This is a genomic window from Azospirillum sp. SYSU D00513, assembly GCF_017356015.1.
GTDB lineage: Bacteria > Pseudomonadota > Alphaproteobacteria > Azospirillales > Azospirillaceae > Azospirillum.
Map to the genome: position 1 here is coordinate 54,702 of NZ_JAFIQV010000004.1, position 21,146 is coordinate 75,847.

Here is a 21,146-nt window from a genome sequence, read left to right on the forward strand (position 1 = left end):
CTTCCGGCAAGCCCCCCGCGTCAGGCCGCGCGGATGCCTTCCAGGAAGACCTCCACTTCCCGGCGCAGGGCGTCCGCCTGCCGCAGCAGGTCGGTGGAGGCGGCCTGCACCTGCGCCGCCGCGTCGCCCGTCTGAGCCGCCGCCCGGTTCACCTGCACGACGTTGGAAGTCACCTCGGCCGTGCCCTGGGCGGCCTGCTGCACGTTGCGGGTGATCTCGCCGGTGGTGGCGTTCTGCTCCTCGATCGCGGCGGCGATGGTCGCGGTGATCTCGCTGACGGCCATGATGGTCTGGCTGATCCCGTCGATGGCGGCCACCGTGCCTTGCGTCGCCGCCTGCACCCCGGCGATCTGCTGGGCGATCTCCTCGGTCGCCTTTGCGGTCTGGTTGGCGAGCTGCTTCACCTCGCCCGCCACGACGGCGAAGCCCTTGCCCGCCTCGCCGGCCCGCGCCGCCTCGATGGTCGCGTTCAGCGCCAGCAGGTTGGTCTGGGAGGCGACGTCCTGGATCAGCCGGACCACCTCGCCGATCCGGCCGGCGGCCTCGGCGAGGCCGCGCACCGAGCCGGTGGTCTCCCGCGCCTGGACCGCCGCCTTGGAGGCGATCTCGTTGGAGCTGGCGACCTGCCGGCTGATCTCCTGGATGGAGGCGCCCATTTCCTCCGTGGCCGACGCGACCGTCTGCACGTTGGCGGAGGTCTGTTCGGCCGCCGCCGCCGAGGCGCTGGCCTGCCGGTTGGTCCTGTCGGCGACCGCGGACATGCTCTCGGCGGTGCGCCGCAGCTCCCCGGCGGAAAGGTCCACCGTGTCCAGTGCGCCCGCAACCTTGCCGTCGAACTCCCGGATCAGCCGCTCCACGGCGGCGGCGCGCCGCTCCCGCGCCGCATGCTCCTCGGCTCGCACGGCCTCCAGACGCTGGCGCTCGACTCCGCTCTCCTTGAAGGACTGGATCGCCCGCGCCACGGCCCCGACCTCGTCCGGGCGGTCCCGGCAGGGCACCTCGGCCGCGAAGTCCTGCCGGGCCAGACGCTCCACGGCCCCGCTGATCCCGACCAGCGGTCCGACCACCCGGCGGCTCAGCACGCCGTAGAGCACCGCCAGGAAGGTGAGGGCGGTCGCGCCGATCATGGCCCGCGCGACGAGGTTCCAGAAGCCGGCCCTTTCCTGCGCCTCGGTGACGCCGGCCTCGGTGCGCGCGGCGAGGCGCTTCTGGAACTCGGCGATGGGTGCCGTGATCAGGGCCTTGCCCTTGTCGTAGCTCGGGCCGAACACCAGCGCCTGGGCCTGCTGGAGGTTGTTCTCCTCCACGGCCCTCATGGAGGCTTCCTCCAACGCGATCAGCGCGTCGGACTTGCCCTTGGCCTCCTCGATCAGTTCCAGTTCCGACGCCGGCGCGCCCAGTTCCTTCAGACGCGCGACCACGCGCTCGCGGGACTTGGTTTCCTTCACCTCGCGCCAGTAGGCGTCGTGATGCTTCCGCTCGCCGAAGATCGTGTAGCGGCGGGCCTCGTTGGTGAGGAAGTCGGAGGCGTTGGACAGGTCGAAGGCGAGCTGCCGGTTCTCCGTCCGCTCCCGGACCGCCCGCCGTTCGGCCTCGTCGGCACGGTCGGAAAGGACCAGGCAGGCGCCGGACAGGACGGTCATGCCCAGGGTGGCGGCGTAGGCGAGCTTGGTGACGGTTGCGATGCGCATGGAAACAGGGACCCCAGGGCGAAGAACGCGCGGCAGCGGCCCCGGCGGAACGCCCGGCCGTGACAGCTCCCGCTGTGACGGGGCTGTGATTAGGGCAAAAGCGTTAACGGAACATCAATCAGTGGTTGATGTTGCTGGCTTGCCTGTTCTTCTGAAGGTTGGCCTCACGGACGATCCGGGGCCTCACTCCAGCGGCGCGAACAACAGGTTCAGATCCTCGTCGGTCAGGCCGGGCAGCTCGGCGCCGCCGTCTTCCAGCACCGCGTCGGCCAGCGCCTGCTTGCGTTCCTGCAAGGTCAGGATCGCCTGCTCGACCGTGCCGACCGTGACCAGCTTGTAGACGAAGACGGGCTTGTCCTGGCCAATGCGGTAGGCACGGTCGGTGGCCTGCCGCTCGACGGCGGGGTTCCACCAGGGATCGTAGTGGATGACCGTGTCGGCGGCGGTCAGGTTCAGCCCGGTGCCGCCGGCCTTCAGGCTGATCAGGAAGACCGGCACCTCGCCGCGCTGGAACCGCTCCACCGGCGTCGCGCGGTCCCGCGTCTGTCCGGTCAGCTTCACGTACCGAATGCCGGCACCGTCCAGCGCCGTCTCGATCAGCGACAGCATGCTGGTGAATTGCGAGAAGAGCAGGACGCGGCGCCCGTCCGCCACCAGCGCCGGCAGCATCTCCATCAGCCGGTCGAGCTTGGCGGAATGTTTCACCTTGCCGGCGGCGGGGATCTTCAGCAGGCGGGGGTCGCAGCAGGCCTGCCGCAGCTTCAGCAGCGCGTCGAGGATGAGGATGTGGCTGCGCGCCAGCCCGAGCTTGCGCACCTCGGCTCGCACCCGCTCGTCCATTGCGACGCGGATGCTCTCATAGAGGTCGCGTTGCGGGCCGTCGAGATCGATGTGCTCGACCATTTCCGTCTTGGGCGGCAGCTCCGTCGCGACCTGCTCCTTCGTGCGCCGCAGCAGGAAGGGCCGGACCCGCCGGGCGAGCGCACGGGCACGATGCTGGTCACCCCGCTTTTCAATGGGGGTGCGGTACAGCCGCTTGAAGGTCTTCTCGTCGCCGAGGAATCCGGGCACCAGGAAATGGAACAGCGACCACAGCTCGGCCAGGTTGTTCTCCATCGGCGTGCCGGTCAGGCACAGCCGGTGGCGTGCCTTCAGCTGCACCGCGACGAGCGCCGCCTGGGATTTCGGGTTCTTGATGGTCTGGGCCTCGTCCAGCACCACCAGATGCCAGTCCTGGCCCAGCAGGGCCTCGCGGTCGCGGGGCAGCAGTGGGTAGGTGCTGACGACGAGGTCGTGCTCCCCGATCCGGTCCAGGTCGCTCTTGCGCCCGGCGCCGTGCAGCACCAGCACGCGCAGGTCCGGCGCGAAGCGGGCCGACTCTGCCCGCCAGTTGGCAACGAGGCTGGTGGGGGCCACGACGAGGCAGGGACGGTCGAGCCGGCCGGCTTCCTTCTCGATCAGAATGTGGCTCAAGGTCTGGACCGTCTTGCCCAATCCCATGTCGTCGGCGAGCACGCCGCCGAACTCCACCTCCCTCAGGAATTGCAGCCAGCTCACCCCGTCCCGCTGGTAGGGGCGCAATTCCGCCTTCAGCCCGGCCGGTGGGGGCACCGGCGCGATGCTTCCGATCTCCCGCAGCTTGCGCCCGACCTCCAGCAGCCGGCTGTTGCCGGTCCAGCGCAACCCGGTGGCGGCCGAGGCCGCCTCGGCCTCGGCGAGGGCAGCGGCGTCCGCCCTGGACAGGCGCAGGGTGCCGTCCTCGCCCAGAGCGCCGGCCTGGAACAGGTCCCACAGCACGCGCAGCATCGCGGCCAGCCGGTCGCCCGGCGTCGGCATCAGCCGCCCGTCGGGCAGGGGCACGAAGAGGGGCTCCGTCCTTCCGGCAAGCTGCTCCAGATGCTCCTCTCCCTGGATGCCGCGCAGGAGGGGCAGGAGGAGCGGCAGCAGGTCGAGCCGTTGGCCGTCCACCGTGACGCCGAGCGACAGACCGAACCAGTCGATGCCGCTCGCTTCCTCCTCCAGCGCGGCGGACCAGTCCTCGCCGGGCTCGGCGAACCCGATCTCGTAGGCCGGGTCCGTCTCGACCCGCCAGCCTTCCGCGCGCAGCAGGGGAGCGTCACGGTAAAGGAACCGCATCAGCCGGTCGTGACCTTCGTTGAAACCGCCGAGCTCCTGCGGGGGGACCTGGAAGCGGGGCGCCCAGCCGGCCATGTCGCCGCCATGCTCCAGGATGTCCGTGTCTTCGAATCCCAGCTCCTCCAGACGCGCGACGGCCCGGGTCTCCAGGTCCCGGCGGCGCGGAACGCGAATCGGGCGTCCGTTCTCCACGAACGCCACCCAATCCTTCGGATCGGACGGGGAGAGGATGCGGCCCTCATAATCGAAGCCGAGCACCGCGCCGAGGCACTGTATCTCCTCGATATCGAGGCCGTAGCCGTCCAGCTCATCGAAGAAGTCGTCCGTGACCGCGTACACCAGCCCGACCCGGAGCACCGGCACGGGCTCGGCGGGGCGTTCCTCCGGCTCGGCCGGAAGGGGCGGGAGAAGGGCGGGCTGGTCCGGCAGGCGCTGCTCCAGCTCCTCCCGGACCCGCACCACCTCTTCCACGGGGACCGCAGGGGCGGCCAGGAGCGCCGCCGCGACCCGGTCGGGCAGCCCGGTCTCGAGCGGGCCGCACAGGCCCGTCTCCGGGTCGAGGTACCAGGGCGGCACCAGCGGCAGGACGATGGCGCCCGGCTCCTTCATGACGAGGACCGGGCGCTGGGCGCCGTCCGCGTCCATGCGCCAGCGCGGCTCCGCATCCCGGCGCGGCCCCGGCCGCAGAAGCGGGCCGTCCAGACCTTGCCAATAGGCTCGGCCCGTCCGCAGGATCATGCCCAGCACGGCCGGACCGGCTTCCGAGCGCAGGGGAAACTCGGTCCGGTCGTAGCGGCCGTCCGACTCGGACAGGACGGGCAGCAGCCGGAAGATCGACCGGTCGTCCGCCTGGATGTAGTCCGGCGCCCCGAAGCCCGGGTGAAGCGGAACCGCGTCAGCGCGCAGGGGCTGGACCTGTTTCCCGAACCCGCCCCCTTTCAGCTTGTGCACGCGCAACGGGAGGACGACCGTTTCCGGCGCGTTCCGGTTCGCTTTGATGTCGAGGCAGTAGACGAGCATGCGGCCGGGCGGCGCCTCGTCTCCGGCCGCCGATTCCAGCGACGACAGCCAGCGCTTCAACGCCTTGTCGGACGTGGCCGTGCCCTGCGCCAGCGTGTCGAGCAGGAGCGCCACCATGTGCTTGCAGTGATATCCCAGGTAGCAGCTGCAATGGCCCGAGAACAGCACCGCGCCCAGCCGGTGGCGCTGCACGTTCACGGAGACGCGATAGGGATCCAGCGCGTTCCCCTGAACCATCCCGGTGATCCGCATTCCGTCCGAATCGGTCTCCAGGTCGATCACGTGGCCCCGGCGCTGGTATTCCTGACCACGTTCGAAGGCTCCCCTGGGGAAAGCCTGGCGGATATCCGCCTCGGTGAATGGAAGCATTCCGTCCCGCAAGCCTGCCAGCATCGCGCTGCCGGCCATGGATGAATTGAAACAAGCGGGCGGACGATGAAACAGGATGTCGGATTCTGCAACAGCTCGTCTGCCATGTGACAGCGGCGAAATCCGGGCGACACACGCGAACAACAATGCCCCTCTAAAGTCTCTCCCCGGATACCAATGGTCCGGCGGCCCTCCGCCGGGCATGGATCCGGCCGGAGGCGGTTGCGAACCGTCGGTCCGGCTCACCGTTTGACTTCAGAGACGAGGCCGCCATGCCGACACATGACTACCTCTCCAGGGCCGTTTCGACCGACCGCGACATCACCTTGGAAGCCTTGCGCGTCTTCACCTACCTGAGCCGGCGCCTGCAGTACGATCATCCGGTTCCCGTGCTTCAGTCGGAACTGGCCGACGCGCTCGGCATGCAGCGGCCCAACGTCAACCGGGCCATCAAGCTTCTGGAGACGAAGCGTATCCTGCTCCGTGACGCCAAGCATGGCCGCGCGGTCACCTTCCGCCTGAACGGAGAGCTGGAAGCCGGCCACGCCTGACGCGTTCCCCGCGGGGGGAGGTCATGGCGGAGCTCCGCCGGCCTCCCCCGAGGTCACTCGGCCGGTGTCTCCAGCGCCTGCACTTCCTCCGCGGGCAATGCCGCCTTTTCGTCCAGCGCCCGTGAGGCATCCCGCAAGGCACGGGCGGCGGCCTTCAGCGCGTTGGTCGGGCGGCGCCGTTCCGGCATCAGTTCGAACAGCTGGAGCGAACGCCCGCCGACCGCGATCTCGTCGCCGCTCTGTGCCGTGGTCAGTTCCACGCGCTCCGGATCGCGCGTGTCGATCAGGTTCACCCAGCGGCTTCCGCCGACCACCGCCGGCAGGGTGAAGGGCACGACGTCGTGGTGGGAATTGACGATCAGCAGCACGGTTGCGTCCGAGGCCGGCTTCTTGATCCCGGTTGCCTGGGCGCGACCGTCGATCAGCAGCCCCAGGCAGCGGGCCATCGGGTCCTGCCATTGCTCCGTCGTCTTTTCCCGGCCGGCCGGCGTCACCCAGGTGATGTCCTTGACCTCCGTGTCCGGGTTGAAGGCGCCGGTCAGGAAACGGGCACGGCGGAGCTGCGGATGGCTCTGCCGCAACGCGATCAGCCGCCGGACGAAGTCGGTCAGGGCCAGCCCGTCCTCGTCGATGCCCTCCCAGTCGATCCAGCTCACCTCGTTGTCCTGGCAATAGGCGTTATTGTTGCCGTTCTGCGTCCGGGCGAACTCGTCGCCGGCCAGCAGCATCGGCGTGCCCTGGGACAGCAGCAGCGTGGCCAGCAGGTTGCGCATCTGCCGGAAGCGCAACGCCTTGATCTCCGGGTCGTCGGTCGGCCCCTCGACTCCGTGGTTCCACGAGATGTTGTGGGAGTGGCCGTCCTTGTTGCCCTCGCCGTTCGCCTCGTTGTGCTTCTCGTTGTAGGAGACGAGGTCGTGCAGCGTGAAACCGTCATGGGCGGTGATGAAGTTGACCGACGCCCAGGGCTTGCGCCCCCGGTGGTTGAAGGTGTCGGCTGACGCGGTCATGCGCGTCGCCAGTTCCGGCAGCTTGCCCTCGTCGCCCTTCCAGTAGGCGCGCACCGTGTCGCGGTACTTGTCGTTCCATTCCGCCCAGCCCGGCGGGAAGCCGCCGACCTGATAGCCGCCGGGGCCGCAGTCCCAGGGCTCCGCGATCAGCTTCACCCGCGACAGCACCGGATCCTGCCGGCAGCTGTCGAGGAAGCCGCCGCCCTGGTCGAAGCCGTGCGGCTCGCGCCCGAGAATGGTGGCGAGGTCGAAGCGGAAGCCGTCGACGTGCATCTCGGTCACCCAGTACCGAAGACTGTCGGTGACCATCTGGAGCACGCGCGGGTGGCTGAGGTTCAGCGTGTTCCCGGTGCCGGTGTCGTTGATGTAATAGCGCTGGTCGGGGGCCAGCCGGTAGTAGCTGGCGTTGTCGATGCCCTTGAAGGACAGGGTCGGACCCATCTCGTTGCCTTCGGCGGTGTGGTTGTAGACCACGTCCAGGATCACCTCGATCCCCGCCTCGTGATACCGGGCGACCATCTCCTTGAACTCGCTGATGCGGCCGGTGCCGAGATAGCGCGGGTCCGGCGCGAAGAAAGAGATGGTGTTGTAGCCCCAGTAATTGCGCAGCCCCTTTTCCAGAAGATAGCGGTCGTCGACGAAGGCGTGGATCGGCAGAAGCTCGACGGCGGTGACGCCGAGCGAGCGGATGTAGTCCACCACCTCCTGCTGCGCCATGCCGGCGAAGCTGCCGCGGTGCTGTGGCGGCACGGCGGGGTGCCGCATCGTGTAGCCGCGCACGTGGGCCTCGTAGAAGACCGTGTTTTCCCATGGAACGCAGGGCAGCCGTTCCTTGCCCCAGGTGAAGGCGGGATCGACCACCACGCATTTCGGCATGCCGGGCGCGCTGTCGCGCCGGTCGAAGGACAGGTCGCCCCGCGCCGCACCCACCCGGTAGCCGAAATGGGCGTCCGACCAGCGCAACGGCCCGACGAGCTGCCGGGCGTAGGGATCGAGAAGAAGCTTGTGCGGGTTGAAGCGGTGTCCGGCGCGCGGCTCGTAAGGGCCGTGCACCCGGTAGCCGTAAACGGTGCCCGGCCGGGCGTCCGGCAGATAGCCGTGCCAGACCTCGTCCGTGTATTCCGGCAACTCGATCCGCTCCAGCTCGCGCCGGCCCTCCTGGTCGAACAGGCACAGCTCCACCTTGGTGGCGTTGGCCGAGAAGAGGGCGAAGTTCACGCCCAGCCCGTCCCAGCTTGCGCCGAGCGGGTAGGGAAGGCCCTCCCGCACGCGTGAACGGCGGAGGATCTGCGGTGCGAACGGAGTCTTCTTCAATTGGGAGCCTCTTGGATGGGACCGCCTGGCCGGTCCGTGCGCCGAAGGGCGGGCATGGACAGACATGGGAACCGGGCTGGCGGGCGCAATGATCCGCCCGTGGGGCCTGCCCCGAACGAACGGGCGGGCTTTGCTGTCGAATTCGTGTGGCTCTCGTGCGAAGGGGGTGCTGCCTTAGGCGCATCGTCATAGTCGCCAAGGCAGGTCGCGCCAGTGCGCCGCTCATGCTATGCTACAGCCTAGAAATAAAGATAAATTCCCAAATGGTCGGGGTGCCGGGGCCAGTGTCGCGGCAGTCTGTCCCAGTCGCCGTCCGGTAGGGCGCTTGTGCTCCTCTGGCTTGGTTGTTAAGGATGGCGGCGTCTTTGCCGTGAGTGCAGGGTTTTGACGGGCGGCGCGGCCAAGCCACCTTCGGTGGAAAGATTTTTCCGCGTCTTCCAGCCTTGCCGGGCGGGTGCCGGTCCTTGCGCCGGTGAAACCTTGCCCCGACGCCGTGCCGCCGAGAGCTCTCCCTCGCCCTCTGTTCCGACGCCCTCCGTTACGACGACGCCTGCTCTTCAATCTTCGTCCTGGTGCCATGCTTCGCTTCCCGAACCGCACATCCTCCTCGGCTCCGCGGGCGGTCCTGATCGGCATCGTCGTGGCGATGACGGCGTTGGGCGGGCTGTCCTGGAGCGCCGTGACCGCGCTGGATTTTTTGGACACGCTGGACCGGGCGGAGGGTGACACGCTTCAGGCCGCCTCGATGATCGAGGGGCAGGCCGGTCCGGTCCTGCGCCACGGCTTCGAGCGGCTGGACGGTGTTGCCCGGCGGCTGGAGGCGGGCGGCGGGCTGTCGGCATTCGCGGACGCGGCGATCGCCGAGGGGCTTTCGGCGTCCGGGGCCGGAACCCTCTCCATCCTCGACACCGAGGGCCGGACCATCTTCGGCCCGACCATCGCGCTGGATGCGGGGGTCGCGGACAGCCTCGTGAGCGAGATGACGGCGGCCGTTGGCCGGGGTGTGGCCGCCCTGCCGGGCCGGGCCGAGGGCGAGGAAGCCGTCGTGCTGGCCCAGCCGGTCGCCGGGCCGGGCGGCCGTTTCCAGGGAACGGCGCTCTTCGCCATTCCCGCCGTTCGGCTCACCGGCGTGTCCAAGGCCTTCGAGGGGCGCGAGCGTACCGCCGGCCTCTTCCGGCCGGACGGGCTGCGGCTCGCCGGCCATGGTGCGCTCGGCCTGGGCGCGCTTCCCCTTCCCGCGCCGGGCGACGGCCTCGTGGAGATGGAGCGGCCGCTCGGCGGGCGGGCCTCCCTGCTGGCGCTGCGGCGGGTCGGTGACCTGCCGGTGCTGGCGGCGGTCGGCGTGCCGCGCGAGGTGGTGCTGGCACCCTGGCGCATCCGCCTGGACCGCGGCGTGGCCGTGGCCCTCACCAGCCTGCTGGCCCTGTTCGGCTTGGCCTGGATGGGCTGGGCCAGCCAGCGGCGCGAGACGGCGGCCCGCACGGCGCTGGAGGAAGCCAACACCCGGCTGGAGCAGCGGGTGGAGGAACGGACCTCCGACCTGCGGGCGCTGAACCAGAAGCTGGTCCGGGCGCTGAACGAGAAGGAGCGCGCCAACCAGGCCAAGGCGCGCTTCCTGTCGGCCGCCAACCACGACCTGCGCCAGCCCTTCCAGGCCCTGCGCCTGTTCCACCACATCCTGATCGAGCGGCTGCGCGACACGCAGGACCGCGAGATCGCGGAGCGGATGGGGGAGGCGCTGGACAGCGGCGAGAAACTGCTGCACTCCCTGCTGGAGGTCGCGACGCTCGACGCCGGGGTGGTGCGGCCCAACGTCACCGACGTGCCGGCCGCCGCCGTGCTGGAGGACGTGGTCTCGGAATTCCGCGCCGCCGCCGCCGCCAAGGGGCTGGCCCTGCGGGTGCGGCCTTGCCCGCTGCTGGTGCGCACCGACCGGGCGCTGCTGACGCGCATGCTGCGAGACCTCGTGCGAAACGCGGTCGCCTACACGGAATCGGGCGGCGTGACGGTCGGCTGCCGGCGGCGCGGCCAGTGGCTGCGGATCGAGGTCTGGGACACCGGCCCCGGAATCCCGGCGGAACAGCTCGACGCCATCTTCGAGGACTTCGTCCAGCTCGGCAACCCGGAGCGCGACCGCAGCCGCGGCCTCGGGCTCGGGCTCGCCAAGGTGCGGCGCAAGGCGGCGCTGCTCGGCCACGCGGTGGAGGTGCGCTCGCGCCTCGGCCGGGGCTCCCTCTTCGCCGTCAGCGTGCCGGTCGCGGCCGCCGATCGGGCCGCCCCCGCCTTCGCACCCGCCTCGTCCGGGCGGGAGCCCCGGAAGGACGGGCGGCTCATTCTGGTGGTCGAGGACGATCCGGTGCAGCGCGGCGGCATGCAGCTCCTCCTGGAAAGCTGGGGCCACCACGTCCTGACGGCGATGGACGGGGAGGCCGCACTCGCCCGGCTGCGCGCGGCGGAGCGGCCGCCCGACGTGGTCGTCTCCGACTTCCGCCTGCCGGGCGACCTCAACGGCGTGCAGATCGTGACCCGCGCCGGCGAACTGCTGGGCCGTCCCGTGCCTGGCATCATCCTCACCGGCGACACCGCACCCGAACGCATCCGCGAGGCGGTCGCCACCGGCTGCCGGCTGCTGCACAAGCCCTTCACCCCCGATCTTCTGCGCGAGGCGCTGGCCGCCGTCGGCACGGAGCGGGCCGCCCGTCAGGCGCAGACGGCGGCCTGACCGCGGGCGTTGCCGAGGCCTGTCCGGGCCGAAGCGGCGGCACCCATTAAGACATTGTTGAAACCGCGCGCTTAGCCTGGGCGGAACGGGCCCGCGCCATCGGCGCCCCGGAACCGGAACCGAGGCGAATGATCCAGTCGCGGCCCTACAACAAGTTGGACCAGGCGCAGCTCGACACGGCGGTTCGCCGGCATGAGATGTTCCGCAACGCCCGTATCGGCGGCGCGCGGGCGATCCTGTCCTTCTGCGACCTGACGGGGCTGAATCTTGCCGGGCGCGACCTCGCGCACGCCGACATGACCGGTGCCATCCTGCGCGGCGCGAACCTCGCGGGCGCGCGGCTGGACGGGGTGGCGCTCTTCGCCGCCGACCTCCGGCAGGCCAACCTGGAGAACGCCAGCCTCATCAAGGCGGACCTGCGCGGCGCCTGCCTGCGCGGCTCGATCCTGATCGGGGCCAACCTGTTCGAGGCGGACCTGCGCGACGGCTCGCTCGCCGAGAAGGACCGCATCGGCAACCTGCATGTCGTCCAAGTGGAGGACCGGCCGACCGAGGCTTCGGGAGCCGACCTGTCGGGCGCCAACCTGACCAACGCGCGGCTCTCCGGCGCGATGGCCGTGCACACCGACTTCACCGACGCCGTCATGAAGGGTTGCAAGCTGGTGCGCGCGACGATGCGCGGCGCCAACTTTTCCGGCTCGAACCTGGAAGGCGCCGACCTGTCCGGGGCCGACCTGCGCGGCGCCTGCCTGCGGGGTGCCGTGCTGACCGGCGCCTCGCTCACCATGACCGACATGACCGACACCGACACGGAGGACGCGCTGACCGACAGCCCCGTCGGCCGCGTCGTCGCCGAGCTGGGCCGCCCGCTGGAGGCCCTGGTGGCCGAACACATGTCCTGGGTCGGATCGGGCGGCGCCGAGGGAACGGCGCTCGACCTGTCGGGCTTCGACCTGCGCCACGCCCCGTCGCTGGCGCACAGCTGCCTGACCATGATGCGTGCCGTGGGGGCGACGCTCTACGGGCTCGACCTCGCCGGCATCCAGCTCCAGGCGGCGGTGATGGAGAAGGCGGATTTCCGCTTCGCCCGGATGGGCGGCGCCGACCTGCGCGGCATCAACCTGAAGAACGCGAAGCTCAACAACGCCGACCTGCGCGAGGCCAAGCTGGACGCCCTGTTCTTCAGCGCCGAGCGCTCGATGCGCGCGGACCTGTCGGGCGCGAAGCTGCGCTACTGCGACCTGCGCGGGGCCAGCCTGCGCAACGCCAGCCTCGCCGGCGCCGACCTGTCCTACGCCAACCTGATGGGCTGCGACCTCGCCAAGGCCGACCTCGGCAACGCCAAGCTCTTCGGCGCCCGGCTGGAGCGCCGCGCCCTGATGCAGGCCGCCAGCCTCGAAGGGCTGGCGGGGGTGAAGCTGTAGGGGAGTGCGCGCGGGATTACTGGTTGTTCACCAGCGTCTTGGCCTTGCCGTCATAGGCGAAGGACGGCGCCTTGGTCAGCTCCTCCAGCGTCATGTCGAGGCTGAGGCGGGTGGTCGGCTTTTCCGATGCGGGCGGGGTGCTGGCGTTTTCGGGCGCGTCCATCCGCAGCTCCGAGGCGGGGACGGAGATCATCTCGGCCTCCGCGCCGATGAAGGCGCCGCTGCTCAGCACCACGCGGTCCACGCCGCCGTTCGGGCCGCCCAGCGTGAAGTCGCGGATCATGCCGCCCGACTTGCCGTCGCGGGTCTGCACGTCGCGGCCGACCAGCTCGCGCGCGGCGGCCGTGTCGAGCGTCAGGGGAGGGGCGGCGGCCACCTCCTCCTGCGCACCGCCGGTGCCCTGGCTGGCCGTGCCCTGGGCCGGAGCGGTCATCTCGTCCGAGGGCGCGCTGCCGTCCATGCCCTCCTGCGAGCTTTGCGGGGAGGTGGTGGCCGTGTCTTCCGGACGCGGCGCGGTCATCAGCGGCGTGGTGCCGCCGGCCGCGGGCGCGGCGCTCTGGCCGGCCGTGCCTTGGTTGACCGTGTCTTGAGCGGCGGCCGTCGGGGCGGCCGCGGCTGCGGCCAGCAGGGCGAGGGCGGACGCGGCGAGGATGGCGGAACGCATGAACGGATCTCCGGTTCGGCATCTGGGTCCGTGATCAACAGCCCAAACTGCCGTCCGGTTGCACCCTGCCGCCGCGAAGCCTCCGCTTCAGTCGCCGCGCACCAGGAAGACGCCCTGTTCCCCCATCAGGTTGGCGAGCCAGCCATGGTCGCTGCCGGTGATGCGGCCGGCGCGGTTCACGATCACGCTGCGCTCGACCCGGAGCCCCATATCGCGCACCAGCTCGACGAAGTCGGCGATGGTGCAGAGATGGATGTTGGGCGTCTCGTACCACTGGTAGCCCAGATTCTTCGTGACCGGCATGCGCCCGCGCGTCAGGAGCTGGAGGCGGATGCGCCAGTAGCCGAAGTTGGGCACGGACACGATGGCCCGCCGGCCGATCCGCGCCAGATGGCCCAGCACCGCGCGCGGCTCGCGCATGGCCTGGAGCGTCTGGCTGAGGATGACATAGTCGAAGGCGCCGGCCGGATAGTCCTTCAGATCGGTTTCGGCATCGCCCTGGATGACCGACAGGCCGCGCGCCACGCATTGGTGCACGCCGTCCATGGACAGCTCGATCCCGCGCCCGTCCACGCCCTTCTCGCGCGTCAGCACCTCCAGCAGCGCGCCGTCGCCGCAGCCGACGTCGAGCACGCGGCTGCCCGGCTCGACCATGTCGGCGATCAGCTTCAGGTCGAAGCGGATGTCGCGAGCGCTGCGGGCGGCGAGGCGGGAGGCGGTGTCGTCAAGAGGGCTCATGGCCGGAAGAACCTTTCTGAACTCAGGGCGCGCGGCGCCGGGCCAGCCCGCGGTGCTCGGCGCATCCGTCGAGGAAGCCGCGGATCACCTGGTGCAGTTCCGGCTCGTCCAGCAGGAAGGCATCGTGGCCCTTGTCGGTCCGCACCTCCACGAAGCTGACGTTGGCCGCCACCGCGTTCAGCGCGTGCACGACGGCGCGCGATTCCGACGTCGGGAACAGCCAGTCCGAGGAGAAGCTCGCCAGGCAGAAGCGCACCGGCGTGGTCTTCCCTTGCGGCCGGAAGGCGTTCGCCAGCACGCCGCCATGGTCGGCGGCGAGGTCGAAATAATCCATGGCGCGGGTGATGTAGAGGTAGGAGTTGGCGTCGAACCGCTCCACGAAGGTGATGCCCTGGTGGCGCAGGTAGCTCTCCACCTGGAAATCCGCGTCGAATCCGTAGGTCACCGACTGGCGGTTCTGCAGGTTGCGCCCGAACTTGCGGTGCAGCGCCGGCTCCGACAGATAGGTGATGTGGGCGGCCATGCGGGCGACGGCCAGCCCGGCGCGCGGCCGGCGGTCCTCCAGCAGGTAGCCGCCGCCGCACCATTCCGGATCGGCCATGATGGCCTGGCGCCCGACCTCGTGGAAGGCGATGTTCTGCGCCGAATGGCGCGCCGCCGTCGCGATGGGCACGGCGGCGAAGACCGACTCCGGGTACGCCACCGCCCATTGCAGCACCTGCATGCCGCCCATGGACCCGCCGATCACGCAGAAGAGTTGGTCGATGCCCAGATGCTCGACCAGCAGCTTCTGCGCCCGCACCATGTCGCCGATGGTGATGACCGGGAAGTTCAGGCCGTAGGGCTGTCCGGTCGCCGGGTCGGTCTCCTTCGGGCCGGTCGAGCCCATGCAGCCGCCGATCACGTTGGAGCAGATGACGAAGTAGCGGTCGGTGTCCACCGGTTTGCCGGGGCCGACCATCATCTCCCACCAGCCGGACTTTCCGGTCACCGGGTGGCGGTCCAGCACGAAATGGTCGCCGGTCAGCGCGTGGCAGACCAGGACGGCGTTGGACCGGTCCTCGTTCAGCGTGCCGTAGGTCTGGTAGGCGACCTCGAAGGGACCCAGTTCCGCCCCGCTGTCGAGCCGCATCGGGCGGTCCGCGCCCAGCGTCACGCGGTGGCCGGGGAAGGGGACGGCCTCGGCCGTCGGGTCGGCCATCGGGCCAGCCATCGAGACGGCCGTTGCGGCGGTGGAAGGCTGTGCGGACATGGCGTTTTCTGCGGATTTCGGGGGCTCCGGCCCGGGACCGTATAGCTACGGAGCGAGCCTCCGGGGTGTCAATGTTTTCTTTGCTTTTGCACCCCGGCCGGACTACTACTATCTGGTTCCGACTGCACGGTTTTTTGGACCAATGACGCCCGCCAGCCCCGCCAATCCTGCCCTCGACGAACTGCGCCGCGAGATCGACCAGATCGACAATTCGATCCACGATCTGCTGATGCGCCGCGCCTCGGTGGTCGAGCGCATCGGCGTCGCCAAGGGCCCGGGACCGGCACCGGGGCAGGCCGTGTTCCTGCGCCCCGGCCGCGAGGCGGTGATCCTGCGCCGGCTGATGGCGCGCCACGCCGGCAGCTTCCCGGCCCAGGTCGTCGTGCGGATCTGGCGCGAGATGATCTCCGCCTTCACGCGGCTCCAGGGACCCTTCGCCGTCGCGGTCTACGCGCCGGAGGACCGCCGCGGCTTCTGGGACGTGGCGCGCGACCATTTCGGCAGCCTCGTGCCGATGAGTGCCGTGAACAGCCCCGTGGCGGCGCTCCGCGCCGTGGCGGAGGGCACGGCCACCGTCGCGATCGTCCCCTATCCGGCCGAGGACGACGCCGACCCCTGGTGGCGCTTCGTGGTGTCGTCGGACGCCAGCACGCCCCGCATCGTGGCGCGGCTGCCCTTCTGCGGCCGCGGCAACGCGCGCGGGGAAGACCGCGACGCGCTGGCGCTGGCCATGGTCCCGCACGAGCCGACCGGCGACGACCGCTCGATGCTCGGCATCGAACTGGGCGCCGATCTCAGCCGCGGCCGGCTGAAGGATTTCCTGGAGGCCTCGGGCCTGCCGCCGACCTCCTTCTGCACCTGGCACGCCCGCGACCGCTCCGGCCCCTCGATCCACCTGGTGGAGATCGCCGACTTCGTCGATCCCGCCGACCCGCGCCTGGCCGATTTCCTCGCCCGGATGGGCGAGATCCCGGCGCGTGTCAACGTGCTCGGCGGCTACGCCGTGCCGCTGAGCTTTCCCAACGACGCCCGCTGAGGCCCATCCGTCATGACCCAGCCGACCGGCCCGGTGCCCCGCCCCGGGATTCTCGACATCGCCGCCTATGTCGGCGGTGAGCACCATGGCAGCATCCGCCTCGCCTCGAACGAGGGCGCGCTCGGACCCAGCCCGCGCGCGGTGGAGGCCTACCAGCGCATCGCCGGCGAGCTGCACCGCTACCCCGACGGCGGCTCCACCAAGCTGCGCCAGGCGCTCGCAAAGCGCTACGGGCTGGACGCGGACCGCATCGTCTGTGGCGCCGGCTCCGACGAGCTGATCGGTCTCCTGGTCCGCGCCTACGCAGGGCCGGGCGACGAGGTGCTGTACAGCCAGTACGGCTTCCTGATGTACCCGATCGCCGCCAAGTCGGTCGGCGCCACCCCGGTGGTGGCCCCGGAAAAGGGGCTGACCGCCGATGTGGACGCGCTGCTGGCCCGCGTCACCCCGCGCACCCGGCTGGTCTTCCTCGCCAACCCGAACAACCCCACGGGCACCTACCTGAAGGCGGAGGAGGTCGCGCGCCTGCACGCCGGGCTGCCCGCGGACGTCATTCTGGTCATCGACGCGGCCTACGCCGAATACATGACGCAGAACGACTATTCCGACGGCACCGGGCTCGTGGAGCGCCACCCGAACGTCGTGGTGACCCGCACCTTCTCGAAGATCTTCGCGCTGGGTTCGGTGCGGCTGGGCTGGGCTTACTGCCCGGCGGCCATCGCCGACGTGCTGAACCGCATCCGCGGCCCCTTCAACGTCACCGCCGCCGCCCAGGCGGCCGGCGTGGCGGCGCTGGAGGACGTGGAGTTCATCGACCGCTCCCGTGCCCACAACGACCAGTGGCGCGCCTGGTTCTCCGACGCGGCGACGGCGCTCGGCCTGACCGTCCATCCCAGCGTCGCCAATTTCGTGCTGGTGGACTTCAAGGGCCAGAGGCCCGGCAAGGACGACGCCGAGGCCGCGCGCCTGTTCCTGAAGGAGCGCGGCATCCTGGTCCGCCAGATGCCCAGCTACGGCCTGCCGAGCTGCCTGCGCGTCACCATCGGCACCGAGGCCGAGATGCGCGCCGTGGTTCAGGCGCTGAGGGACTTCCTGGCCGCCTGACGGGCCGGAGACCCTGCGGGAACCTTCAGGCCGCCCTGGGCTGGACGTCCCGCTCGATTTCCGCGCCGCGCTCCGACGCGGCGGATGACAGGTCGTGCGCGGCCTGGAGGTTCATCCAGAACTCCGGCGTCGTGCCGAAATAGCGGGCAAGGCGCAGGGCCGTGTCCGCCGTCACGCCCCGCCGCTCGTTGACGATCTCCCCGATGCGGGTCGCCGGGACGCGCAGGGCGAGCGCCAGCGCGTCTGCGGAAATCGAAAGCGGCGCCATGAACTCCTCGCGGAGCACGTCGCCGGGGTGAGTCCTGATCCGCACGGCAAGCCTCCTTCGCCATCCCAGTACGCGCCTTCACTGTCTTCGAATTGACACCCCTCCACAAGCGATGTCATGGCTCCCGCATGCTCCTCATCTTTGGGGATGCATGATCACGCAACGCATCACGGGAAACCGATGACCAGGGCCTCGACTCCCTCGATCTTTGTCCGAGCCGAATGGGACTCGGAAGCCAGCGTCTGGGTCGCCGTGAGCGACGACGTGCCGGGCCTCGTCACCGAAGCTGAAACTCCCGATGAACTTGAGCGGAAGCTCGGGGTCATGATCCCTGAGCTTCTTGAACTGAATGACGCCCTGATGGGCGGGTTCCCGCCCAAAGCCCGGTAAGCCTGCCGAAACGGTTCTGACCGGCAGCCGAATCCTGTCAGTTCACGGCCCGCTTCATCGCCCGGCCGACCGACTTCACGTCCTCGCCAACGCCTTCCACCGTGTTGCAGGCGGACAGCAGGGTCATGGCGCCGAAAAGCAGCAGGAACAGGGCGGACAGCGTCTTCATGGGATGGCTCTGGATCGGGAACTGCGGTCCCGAGAGATAGCGCGGGGCAGCCCCTCTGCCAAGACGGCGCTTCATGGGCGGCCCGTTCCGGAACGCTCCCCCGGCGGCGCTGTTGTCCTGCGACGAGCAACCGACAGGAGACCCGCAATGAGCAAGTCCATGCCCCCGATCCCGCCGGAGCAGCAGAGCGACAAGGGGCCCGGCGGCCCCGGCACCATCCACGGCGAGGGCGGCGGCAGCAAGAGCATGGCCAACGACAACCCGGACAAGAAGGGTCAGCAAGGCAGCGTCAAGGCCAACACCACCCACCAAGGCTACCAGCAGGACCGCTGAGCGAGCCCGAAAGGCGCGGCCGTGGAGCCGGCACCCGCCGGTTCCGGCCGAGTTTCGTTCCGGCGCAACTTTCCCTTGGTCGGTCCGCGCCCCGGTGGTGTAAAGCTGTCGCCCCAACGACCGCCACCCGCCGCCGGGATTCCGCCATGACCGACACCGCCCCCCTGTTCGACCGCGTCGCCATCATCGGCATCGGCCTGATCGGCTCCTCCCTGGCGCGGGCGCTGACGGAGTATGGGGTGGCGCGCAGCGTCGTCTGTGCGGACCGCAGCATCGACGTCTGCGCCAAGGCCATGGAGCTGGGCATCGTCGAGATGGCCACGACCGAGATTCCCGTGGCGATGGACGGCGCGGACCTCGTGGTGCTCTGCTCCCCCGTCGGCAGCTTTGCCGAGGTGGGGGAGGCCATCGCCCCGCACCTGCGCGAGGGCATGATCATCTCCGACGTCGGCTCGGTGAAGCAGGCGGTGCTGCGCGACATCGGCCCGCACCTGCCGGACGGCGTCCATCTCGTGCCCGGCCATCCGGTCGCGGGCACCGAGCATTCCGGGCCGGAGGCCGGCTTCGCGTCGCTGTTCCAGGGGCGCTGGTGCATTCTGACCCCGCCGCCGGGCACCGACGCGGGTGCGGTGGAAAAGATGACGGCACTCTGGCGCCGCATCGGCTCGACGGTGGAGATCATGGAGGCGAGCCACCACGACCGCGTGCTGGCCATCACCTCGCACCTGCCGCACCTCATCGCCTACACCATCGTCGGCACGGCGTCGGACCTGGAGGAGACCACCAAGTCGGAGGTCATCAAGTTCTCCGCCGGCGGCTTCCGCGACTTCACCCGCATCGCGGCGAGCGACCCGGTGATGTGGCGCGACATCTTCCTGAACAACCGGGAAGCGGTGCTGGACACGCTCCAGCGCTTCACCGAGGACCTGACCGCCCTCCAGCGCGCGATCCGCTGGGGCGAGGGGCAGCAGCTCCAGGACCATTTCAGCAAGACCCGCACGATCCGCCGCAGCATCATCGACGCCAAGCAGGCCTGATCCCGCCCGCCCGATTCCAACCGCCCCATCCCAACCGCCGCGTCCGAGCGGGCGGAGAGCCCCTACCAGGAGAAGCGCGGCAGCGGCATCAGCTTCAGCGGCCCCAGGAACAGGGCGCCGTTCTGGAGCGTCACCGGCGCCTGGATCACCGGCGTGCCGTCGGCGCCCGGGCGGGACAGCATGGCGACGACCGTCCGCGCCAGCGTCACCTGGTTGCGTGGAAGCTGCGGCTCCACGGCGGCCAGCAGCTTGTCGGCCCCGCGCAGCTCCGCGCTGAGGGCGCCCTGCGGCTGGAGTGCCTCGTCCAGCGCCAGCGTTCCGTTGAGCGCCGCCGCCGCCGGCCCCCAGTCGAGCGCCAGCCGGTCCAGCTCGACCGTGCCGCCGTCGCGGCTCCAGGCGGACAAGGACGGCGGCTCGATGCGCGGCGGGCGGCCCTGGATGCGCGCGGCGGCCTCCAGCTTGGGGATGCTGCGGCCGAGCGGTCCGGCGACCGCGTCGGGCAGCCCCTCGGGCAGGGTGATGCCGGTGGCGGTGAGCGCCAGCGACAGGCCGGTTTCCTTGTGCGTGGCCGGCGGTTCCGCCGGCTGCCGCACGGTCACGCCGAGCGCCGCGATGGCGGTGGGCGCCGCCTCGGGCTGGGCCATCAGGTCGGTGAAGCCGAGCTGCAGCTCCAGCGGCTGCCCGGCCCCCGTCAGCAGCGCATGGCCCGTCCCGCCGCCGCGCGACAGCAGTTCCAGCGGCACCAACCCGGCCTGTGCGACGGAAGCCCGCTGCTCGCCGGGCAGGGTCAGGGCGATCCGCCGGTAGTCCCAGGCCGGCGCCTCGGCCACAAGGCGGACACCCCGCCATTCCATCCCGCGCATGGCGAGGTGTGGGGCCTCGACCGTGGCGCGCAGCGCGAAGGGGAACCCTTCGACCCGCAGCCCCTGATGCTCGACCAGCGCGCCCTCGGCGCGCCGCGCTTCCATCCAGTCGAGCGCGCCGCGCTCCACGGCGCTGGCCGCCCACCACCACCAGACCGTCCAGGCGAGCGCCGGGATCAGAAGGAGCAGGATGCCCGCCCAGGCCAGTCTTCTCACCGGTTTCCGCTCCCTCGTCGTGGCATTTCCATGATCAGGGGGCCACTTATAGCCCTGCGTGGTGGAGCGTGCTAGCCTGACCCCGTCGGCTTCACCAGGCCGTCACCGATGTTTTGCCAAGCTTCCTGCCAAGCTCCCTTCCGGATCTTCCTGCGTGGACATGCTGCTCGAGACGTCCCTCCCCAGTCTTCTTCCCGCCGATCCCGGCGCGGACGCCGCGCCGGCCGGCCGGCTCCCGCCATCGTCCGACTGGACCCGCGACATCGCCGTGGAGCCCGGCACGGATCTCTGGGTCTTCGGCTACGGCTCCCTGATGTGGAACCCCGGCTTTGCTCATCAGGAGGCGCGCCCGGCCGTGCTGCGCGGCTATCACCGCAGCTTCTGCATCTCCTCTTCGCGCTACCGCGGCACGCCGGAACGGCCGGGGCTGGTACTCGGCCTTGACCGGGGCGGCTCCTGCCGGGGCGTGGCCTTCCGCGTTGCCGTGGAGGGCGTGCCCGGGGCGCTCGCCTATCTCTGGGACCGGGAGATGAGCACGCGTGCCTATTGCCCGAAGCTGCTGCCCCTGCGGCTGGCCGGTGACGGACCAGGAGCCGTGACGGCGCTCTGCTTCGTGGTCGACCGGCGGCACCGGCAATATTGCGGCTGCATCGGCCAGTCCGACATGGCGGAGCGCATCGCCGGCTGCTGTGGCGAGCGCGGCCCCAACACCGAGTATCTCGCCAACACCGTCGCCCATCTGGACGCGCTGGGCATCCGCGACAAGCGCTTGTTCAGCCTGTACGAGGAAGTCCGCCGGCGCACCGGCTGACCTCGCCCGGCACGGCCGTCCTGGCCGGCGG

18 protein-coding genes are annotated in these 21,146 nt (G+C 70.4%); 9 read left to right on the forward strand and 9 right to left on the reverse strand.

What is annotated here, in order from left to right:
* Positions 1-20 precede the first annotated feature (20 nt).
* Positions 21-1,691: a HAMP domain-containing methyl-accepting chemotaxis protein gene (locus tag JUB11_RS04370; protein ID WP_207456488.1), complete on the reverse strand. Its 1,671-nt coding sequence runs from the start codon at positions 1,689-1,691 to the stop codon at positions 21-23.
* Between the two features lie 183 nt (positions 1,692-1,874).
* Positions 1,875-5,216, reverse strand: coding sequence for a DEAD/DEAH box helicase (locus JUB11_RS04375; RefSeq protein ID WP_207456490.1), 3,342 nt, complete (start codon positions 5,214-5,216; stop codon positions 1,875-1,877).
* Positions 5,217-5,488: 272 nt separating this feature from the next.
* On the opposite strand from JUB11_RS04375, the gene JUB11_RS04380 reads away from it, so the two are divergent.
* Complete coding sequence (locus JUB11_RS04380; RefSeq protein ID WP_207456491.1) at positions 5,489-5,767, forward strand: helix-turn-helix domain-containing protein; 279 nt, start codon at positions 5,489-5,491, stop codon at positions 5,765-5,767.
* Between the two features lie 53 nt (positions 5,768-5,820).
* Here JUB11_RS04380 and glgX read toward each other — a convergent pair whose 3' ends face one another.
* Entirely contained in the window at positions 5,821-8,088 is a 2,268-nt protein-coding gene (gene glgX / locus JUB11_RS04385; protein ID WP_247886836.1) for a glycogen debranching protein GlgX, read from the reverse strand.
* 577 nt (positions 8,089-8,665) lie between these two features.
* On the opposite strand from glgX, the gene JUB11_RS04390 reads away from it, so the two are divergent.
* Together JUB11_RS04390 and JUB11_RS04395 are read left to right on the forward strand one after the other, a co-directional pair.
* Positions 8,666-10,810 (forward strand): ATP-binding protein, encoded by a 2,145-nt coding sequence (locus JUB11_RS04390; RefSeq protein WP_207456493.1) that lies wholly within the window; start codon positions 8,666-8,668, stop codon positions 10,808-10,810.
* A gap of 128 nt (positions 10,811-10,938) precedes the next feature.
* Positions 10,939-12,234, forward strand: coding sequence for a pentapeptide repeat-containing protein (locus tag JUB11_RS04395; protein WP_207456494.1), 1,296 nt, complete (start codon positions 10,939-10,941; stop codon positions 12,232-12,234).
* Between the two features lie 16 nt (positions 12,235-12,250).
* On the opposite strand, the gene JUB11_RS04400 is transcribed toward JUB11_RS04395, so the two are convergent.
* The 3 genes from JUB11_RS04400 to JUB11_RS04410 all read right to left on the reverse strand — a co-directional run bounded on the left by JUB11_RS04400 (position 12,251) and on the right by JUB11_RS04410 (position 14,837).
* A complete protein-coding gene (locus JUB11_RS04400) occupies positions 12,251-12,898 on the reverse strand; it encodes a PRC-barrel domain-containing protein (RefSeq protein ID WP_207456495.1) in 648 nt (215 codons plus the stop codon).
* Between the two features lie 87 nt (positions 12,899-12,985).
* Positions 12,986-13,636, reverse strand: a complete 651-nt coding sequence (metW, locus tag JUB11_RS04405; protein ID WP_207456497.1) for a methionine biosynthesis protein MetW — start codon at positions 13,634-13,636, stop codon at positions 12,986-12,988.
* A gap of 22 nt (positions 13,637-13,658) precedes the next feature.
* Positions 13,659-14,837, reverse strand: a complete 1,179-nt coding sequence (locus tag JUB11_RS04410) for a homoserine O-acetyltransferase (protein ID WP_348771358.1) — start codon at positions 14,835-14,837, stop codon at positions 13,659-13,661.
* Between the two features lie 193 nt (positions 14,838-15,030).
* Between JUB11_RS04410 and pheA the strand changes: the two genes are divergently transcribed.
* Positions 15,031-15,924: a chorismate mutase gene (gene pheA / locus JUB11_RS04415; RefSeq protein WP_207456502.1), complete on the forward strand. Its 894-nt coding sequence runs from the start codon at positions 15,031-15,033 to the stop codon at positions 15,922-15,924.
* Between the two features lie 12 nt (positions 15,925-15,936).
* Entirely contained in the window at positions 15,937-17,028 is a 1,092-nt protein-coding gene (gene hisC, locus JUB11_RS04420) for a histidinol-phosphate transaminase (RefSeq protein ID WP_207456504.1), read from the forward strand.
* A 25-nt stretch (positions 17,029-17,053) separates the two neighbouring features.
* Here hisC and JUB11_RS04425 read toward each other — a convergent pair whose 3' ends face one another.
* Positions 17,054-17,341, reverse strand: coding sequence for a HigA family addiction module antitoxin (locus JUB11_RS04425; protein WP_207456506.1), 288 nt, complete (start codon positions 17,339-17,341; stop codon positions 17,054-17,056).
* Positions 17,342-17,476: 135 nt separating this feature from the next.
* Between JUB11_RS04425 and JUB11_RS04430 the strand changes: the two genes are divergently transcribed.
* The gene (locus tag JUB11_RS04430; RefSeq protein ID WP_207456508.1) at positions 17,477-17,686 is read left to right on the forward strand and encodes a DUF1902 domain-containing protein; all 210 of its coding nucleotides are present in this window, start codon (positions 17,477-17,479) and stop codon (positions 17,684-17,686) included.
* Between the two features lie 37 nt (positions 17,687-17,723).
* Here the strand turns inward: JUB11_RS04430 and JUB11_RS32620 are convergent, their stop codons facing one another.
* Positions 17,724-17,930, reverse strand: a complete 207-nt coding sequence (locus tag JUB11_RS32620) for an entericidin A/B family lipoprotein (protein WP_247886837.1) — start codon at positions 17,928-17,930, stop codon at positions 17,724-17,726.
* Positions 17,931-18,002: 72 nt separating this feature from the next.
* On the opposite strand from JUB11_RS32620, the gene JUB11_RS04440 reads away from it, so the two are divergent.
* Entirely contained in the window at positions 18,003-18,188 is a 186-nt protein-coding gene (locus JUB11_RS04440) for a hypothetical protein (protein WP_207456509.1), read from the forward strand.
* Between the two features lie 146 nt (positions 18,189-18,334).
* Complete coding sequence (locus JUB11_RS04445) at positions 18,335-19,225, forward strand: prephenate/arogenate dehydrogenase family protein (protein ID WP_207456510.1); 891 nt, start codon at positions 18,335-18,337, stop codon at positions 19,223-19,225.
* Between the two features lie 62 nt (positions 19,226-19,287).
* On the opposite strand, the gene JUB11_RS04450 is transcribed toward JUB11_RS04445, so the two are convergent.
* Complete coding sequence (locus JUB11_RS04450) at positions 19,288-20,304, reverse strand: DUF2125 domain-containing protein (RefSeq protein WP_207456511.1); 1,017 nt, start codon at positions 20,302-20,304, stop codon at positions 19,288-19,290.
* Positions 20,305-20,464: 160 nt separating this feature from the next.
* Here JUB11_RS04450 and JUB11_RS04455 point away from each other — a divergent pair, with 160 nt between their 5' ends.
* On the forward strand, positions 20,465-21,115 hold the full coding sequence (locus JUB11_RS04455) for a gamma-glutamylcyclotransferase (protein WP_207456847.1): 651 nt from the start codon (positions 20,465-20,467) through the stop codon (positions 21,113-21,115).
* Positions 21,116-21,146 lie beyond the last annotated feature (31 nt).

Excerpts from the sequence above, each read along its gene's own strand:
- JUB11_RS04440 (WP_207456509.1), top strand. The coding sequence starts at position 18,003 with ATGAGCAAGTCCATGCCCCCGATCCCGCCGGAGCAGCAGAGCGACAAG.
- JUB11_RS04370 (WP_207456488.1), bottom strand. The coding sequence starts at position 1,691 with ATGCGCATCGCAACCGTCACCAAGCTCGCCTACGCCGCCACCCTGGGC.
- JUB11_RS04380 (WP_207456491.1), top strand. The coding sequence starts at position 5,489 with ATGCCGACACATGACTACCTCTCCAGGGCCGTTTCGACCGACCGCGAC.
- pheA (WP_207456502.1), top strand. The coding sequence starts at position 15,031 with ATGACGCCCGCCAGCCCCGCCAATCCTGCCCTCGACGAACTGCGCCGC.
- JUB11_RS04375 (WP_207456490.1), bottom strand. The coding sequence starts at position 5,216 with ATGCTTCCATTCACCGAGGCGGATATCCGCCAGGCTTTCCCCAGGGGA.
- JUB11_RS04455 (WP_207456847.1), top strand. The coding sequence starts at position 20,465 with ATGCTGCTCGAGACGTCCCTCCCCAGTCTTCTTCCCGCCGATCCCGGC.
- JUB11_RS04395 (WP_207456494.1), top strand. The coding sequence starts at position 10,939 with ATGATCCAGTCGCGGCCCTACAACAAGTTGGACCAGGCGCAGCTCGAC.
- JUB11_RS04390 (WP_207456493.1), top strand. The coding sequence starts at position 8,666 with ATGCTTCGCTTCCCGAACCGCACATCCTCCTCGGCTCCGCGGGCGGTC.
- JUB11_RS04400 (WP_207456495.1), bottom strand. The coding sequence starts at position 12,898 with ATGCGTTCCGCCATCCTCGCCGCGTCCGCCCTCGCCCTGCTGGCCGCA.
- JUB11_RS04430 (WP_207456508.1), top strand. The coding sequence starts at position 17,477 with ATGACCAGGGCCTCGACTCCCTCGATCTTTGTCCGAGCCGAATGGGAC.
- metW (WP_207456497.1), bottom strand. The coding sequence starts at position 13,636 with ATGAGCCCTCTTGACGACACCGCCTCCCGCCTCGCCGCCCGCAGCGCT.
- JUB11_RS04410 (WP_348771358.1), bottom strand. The coding sequence starts at position 14,837 with ATGGCCGACCCGACGGCCGAGGCCGTCCCCTTCCCCGGCCACCGCGTG.
- hisC (WP_207456504.1), top strand. The coding sequence starts at position 15,937 with ATGACCCAGCCGACCGGCCCGGTGCCCCGCCCCGGGATTCTCGACATC.
- JUB11_RS04445 (WP_207456510.1), top strand. The coding sequence starts at position 18,335 with ATGACCGACACCGCCCCCCTGTTCGACCGCGTCGCCATCATCGGCATC.
- JUB11_RS32620 (WP_247886837.1), bottom strand. The coding sequence starts at position 17,930 with ATGAAGCGCCGTCTTGGCAGAGGGGCTGCCCCGCGCTATCTCTCGGGA.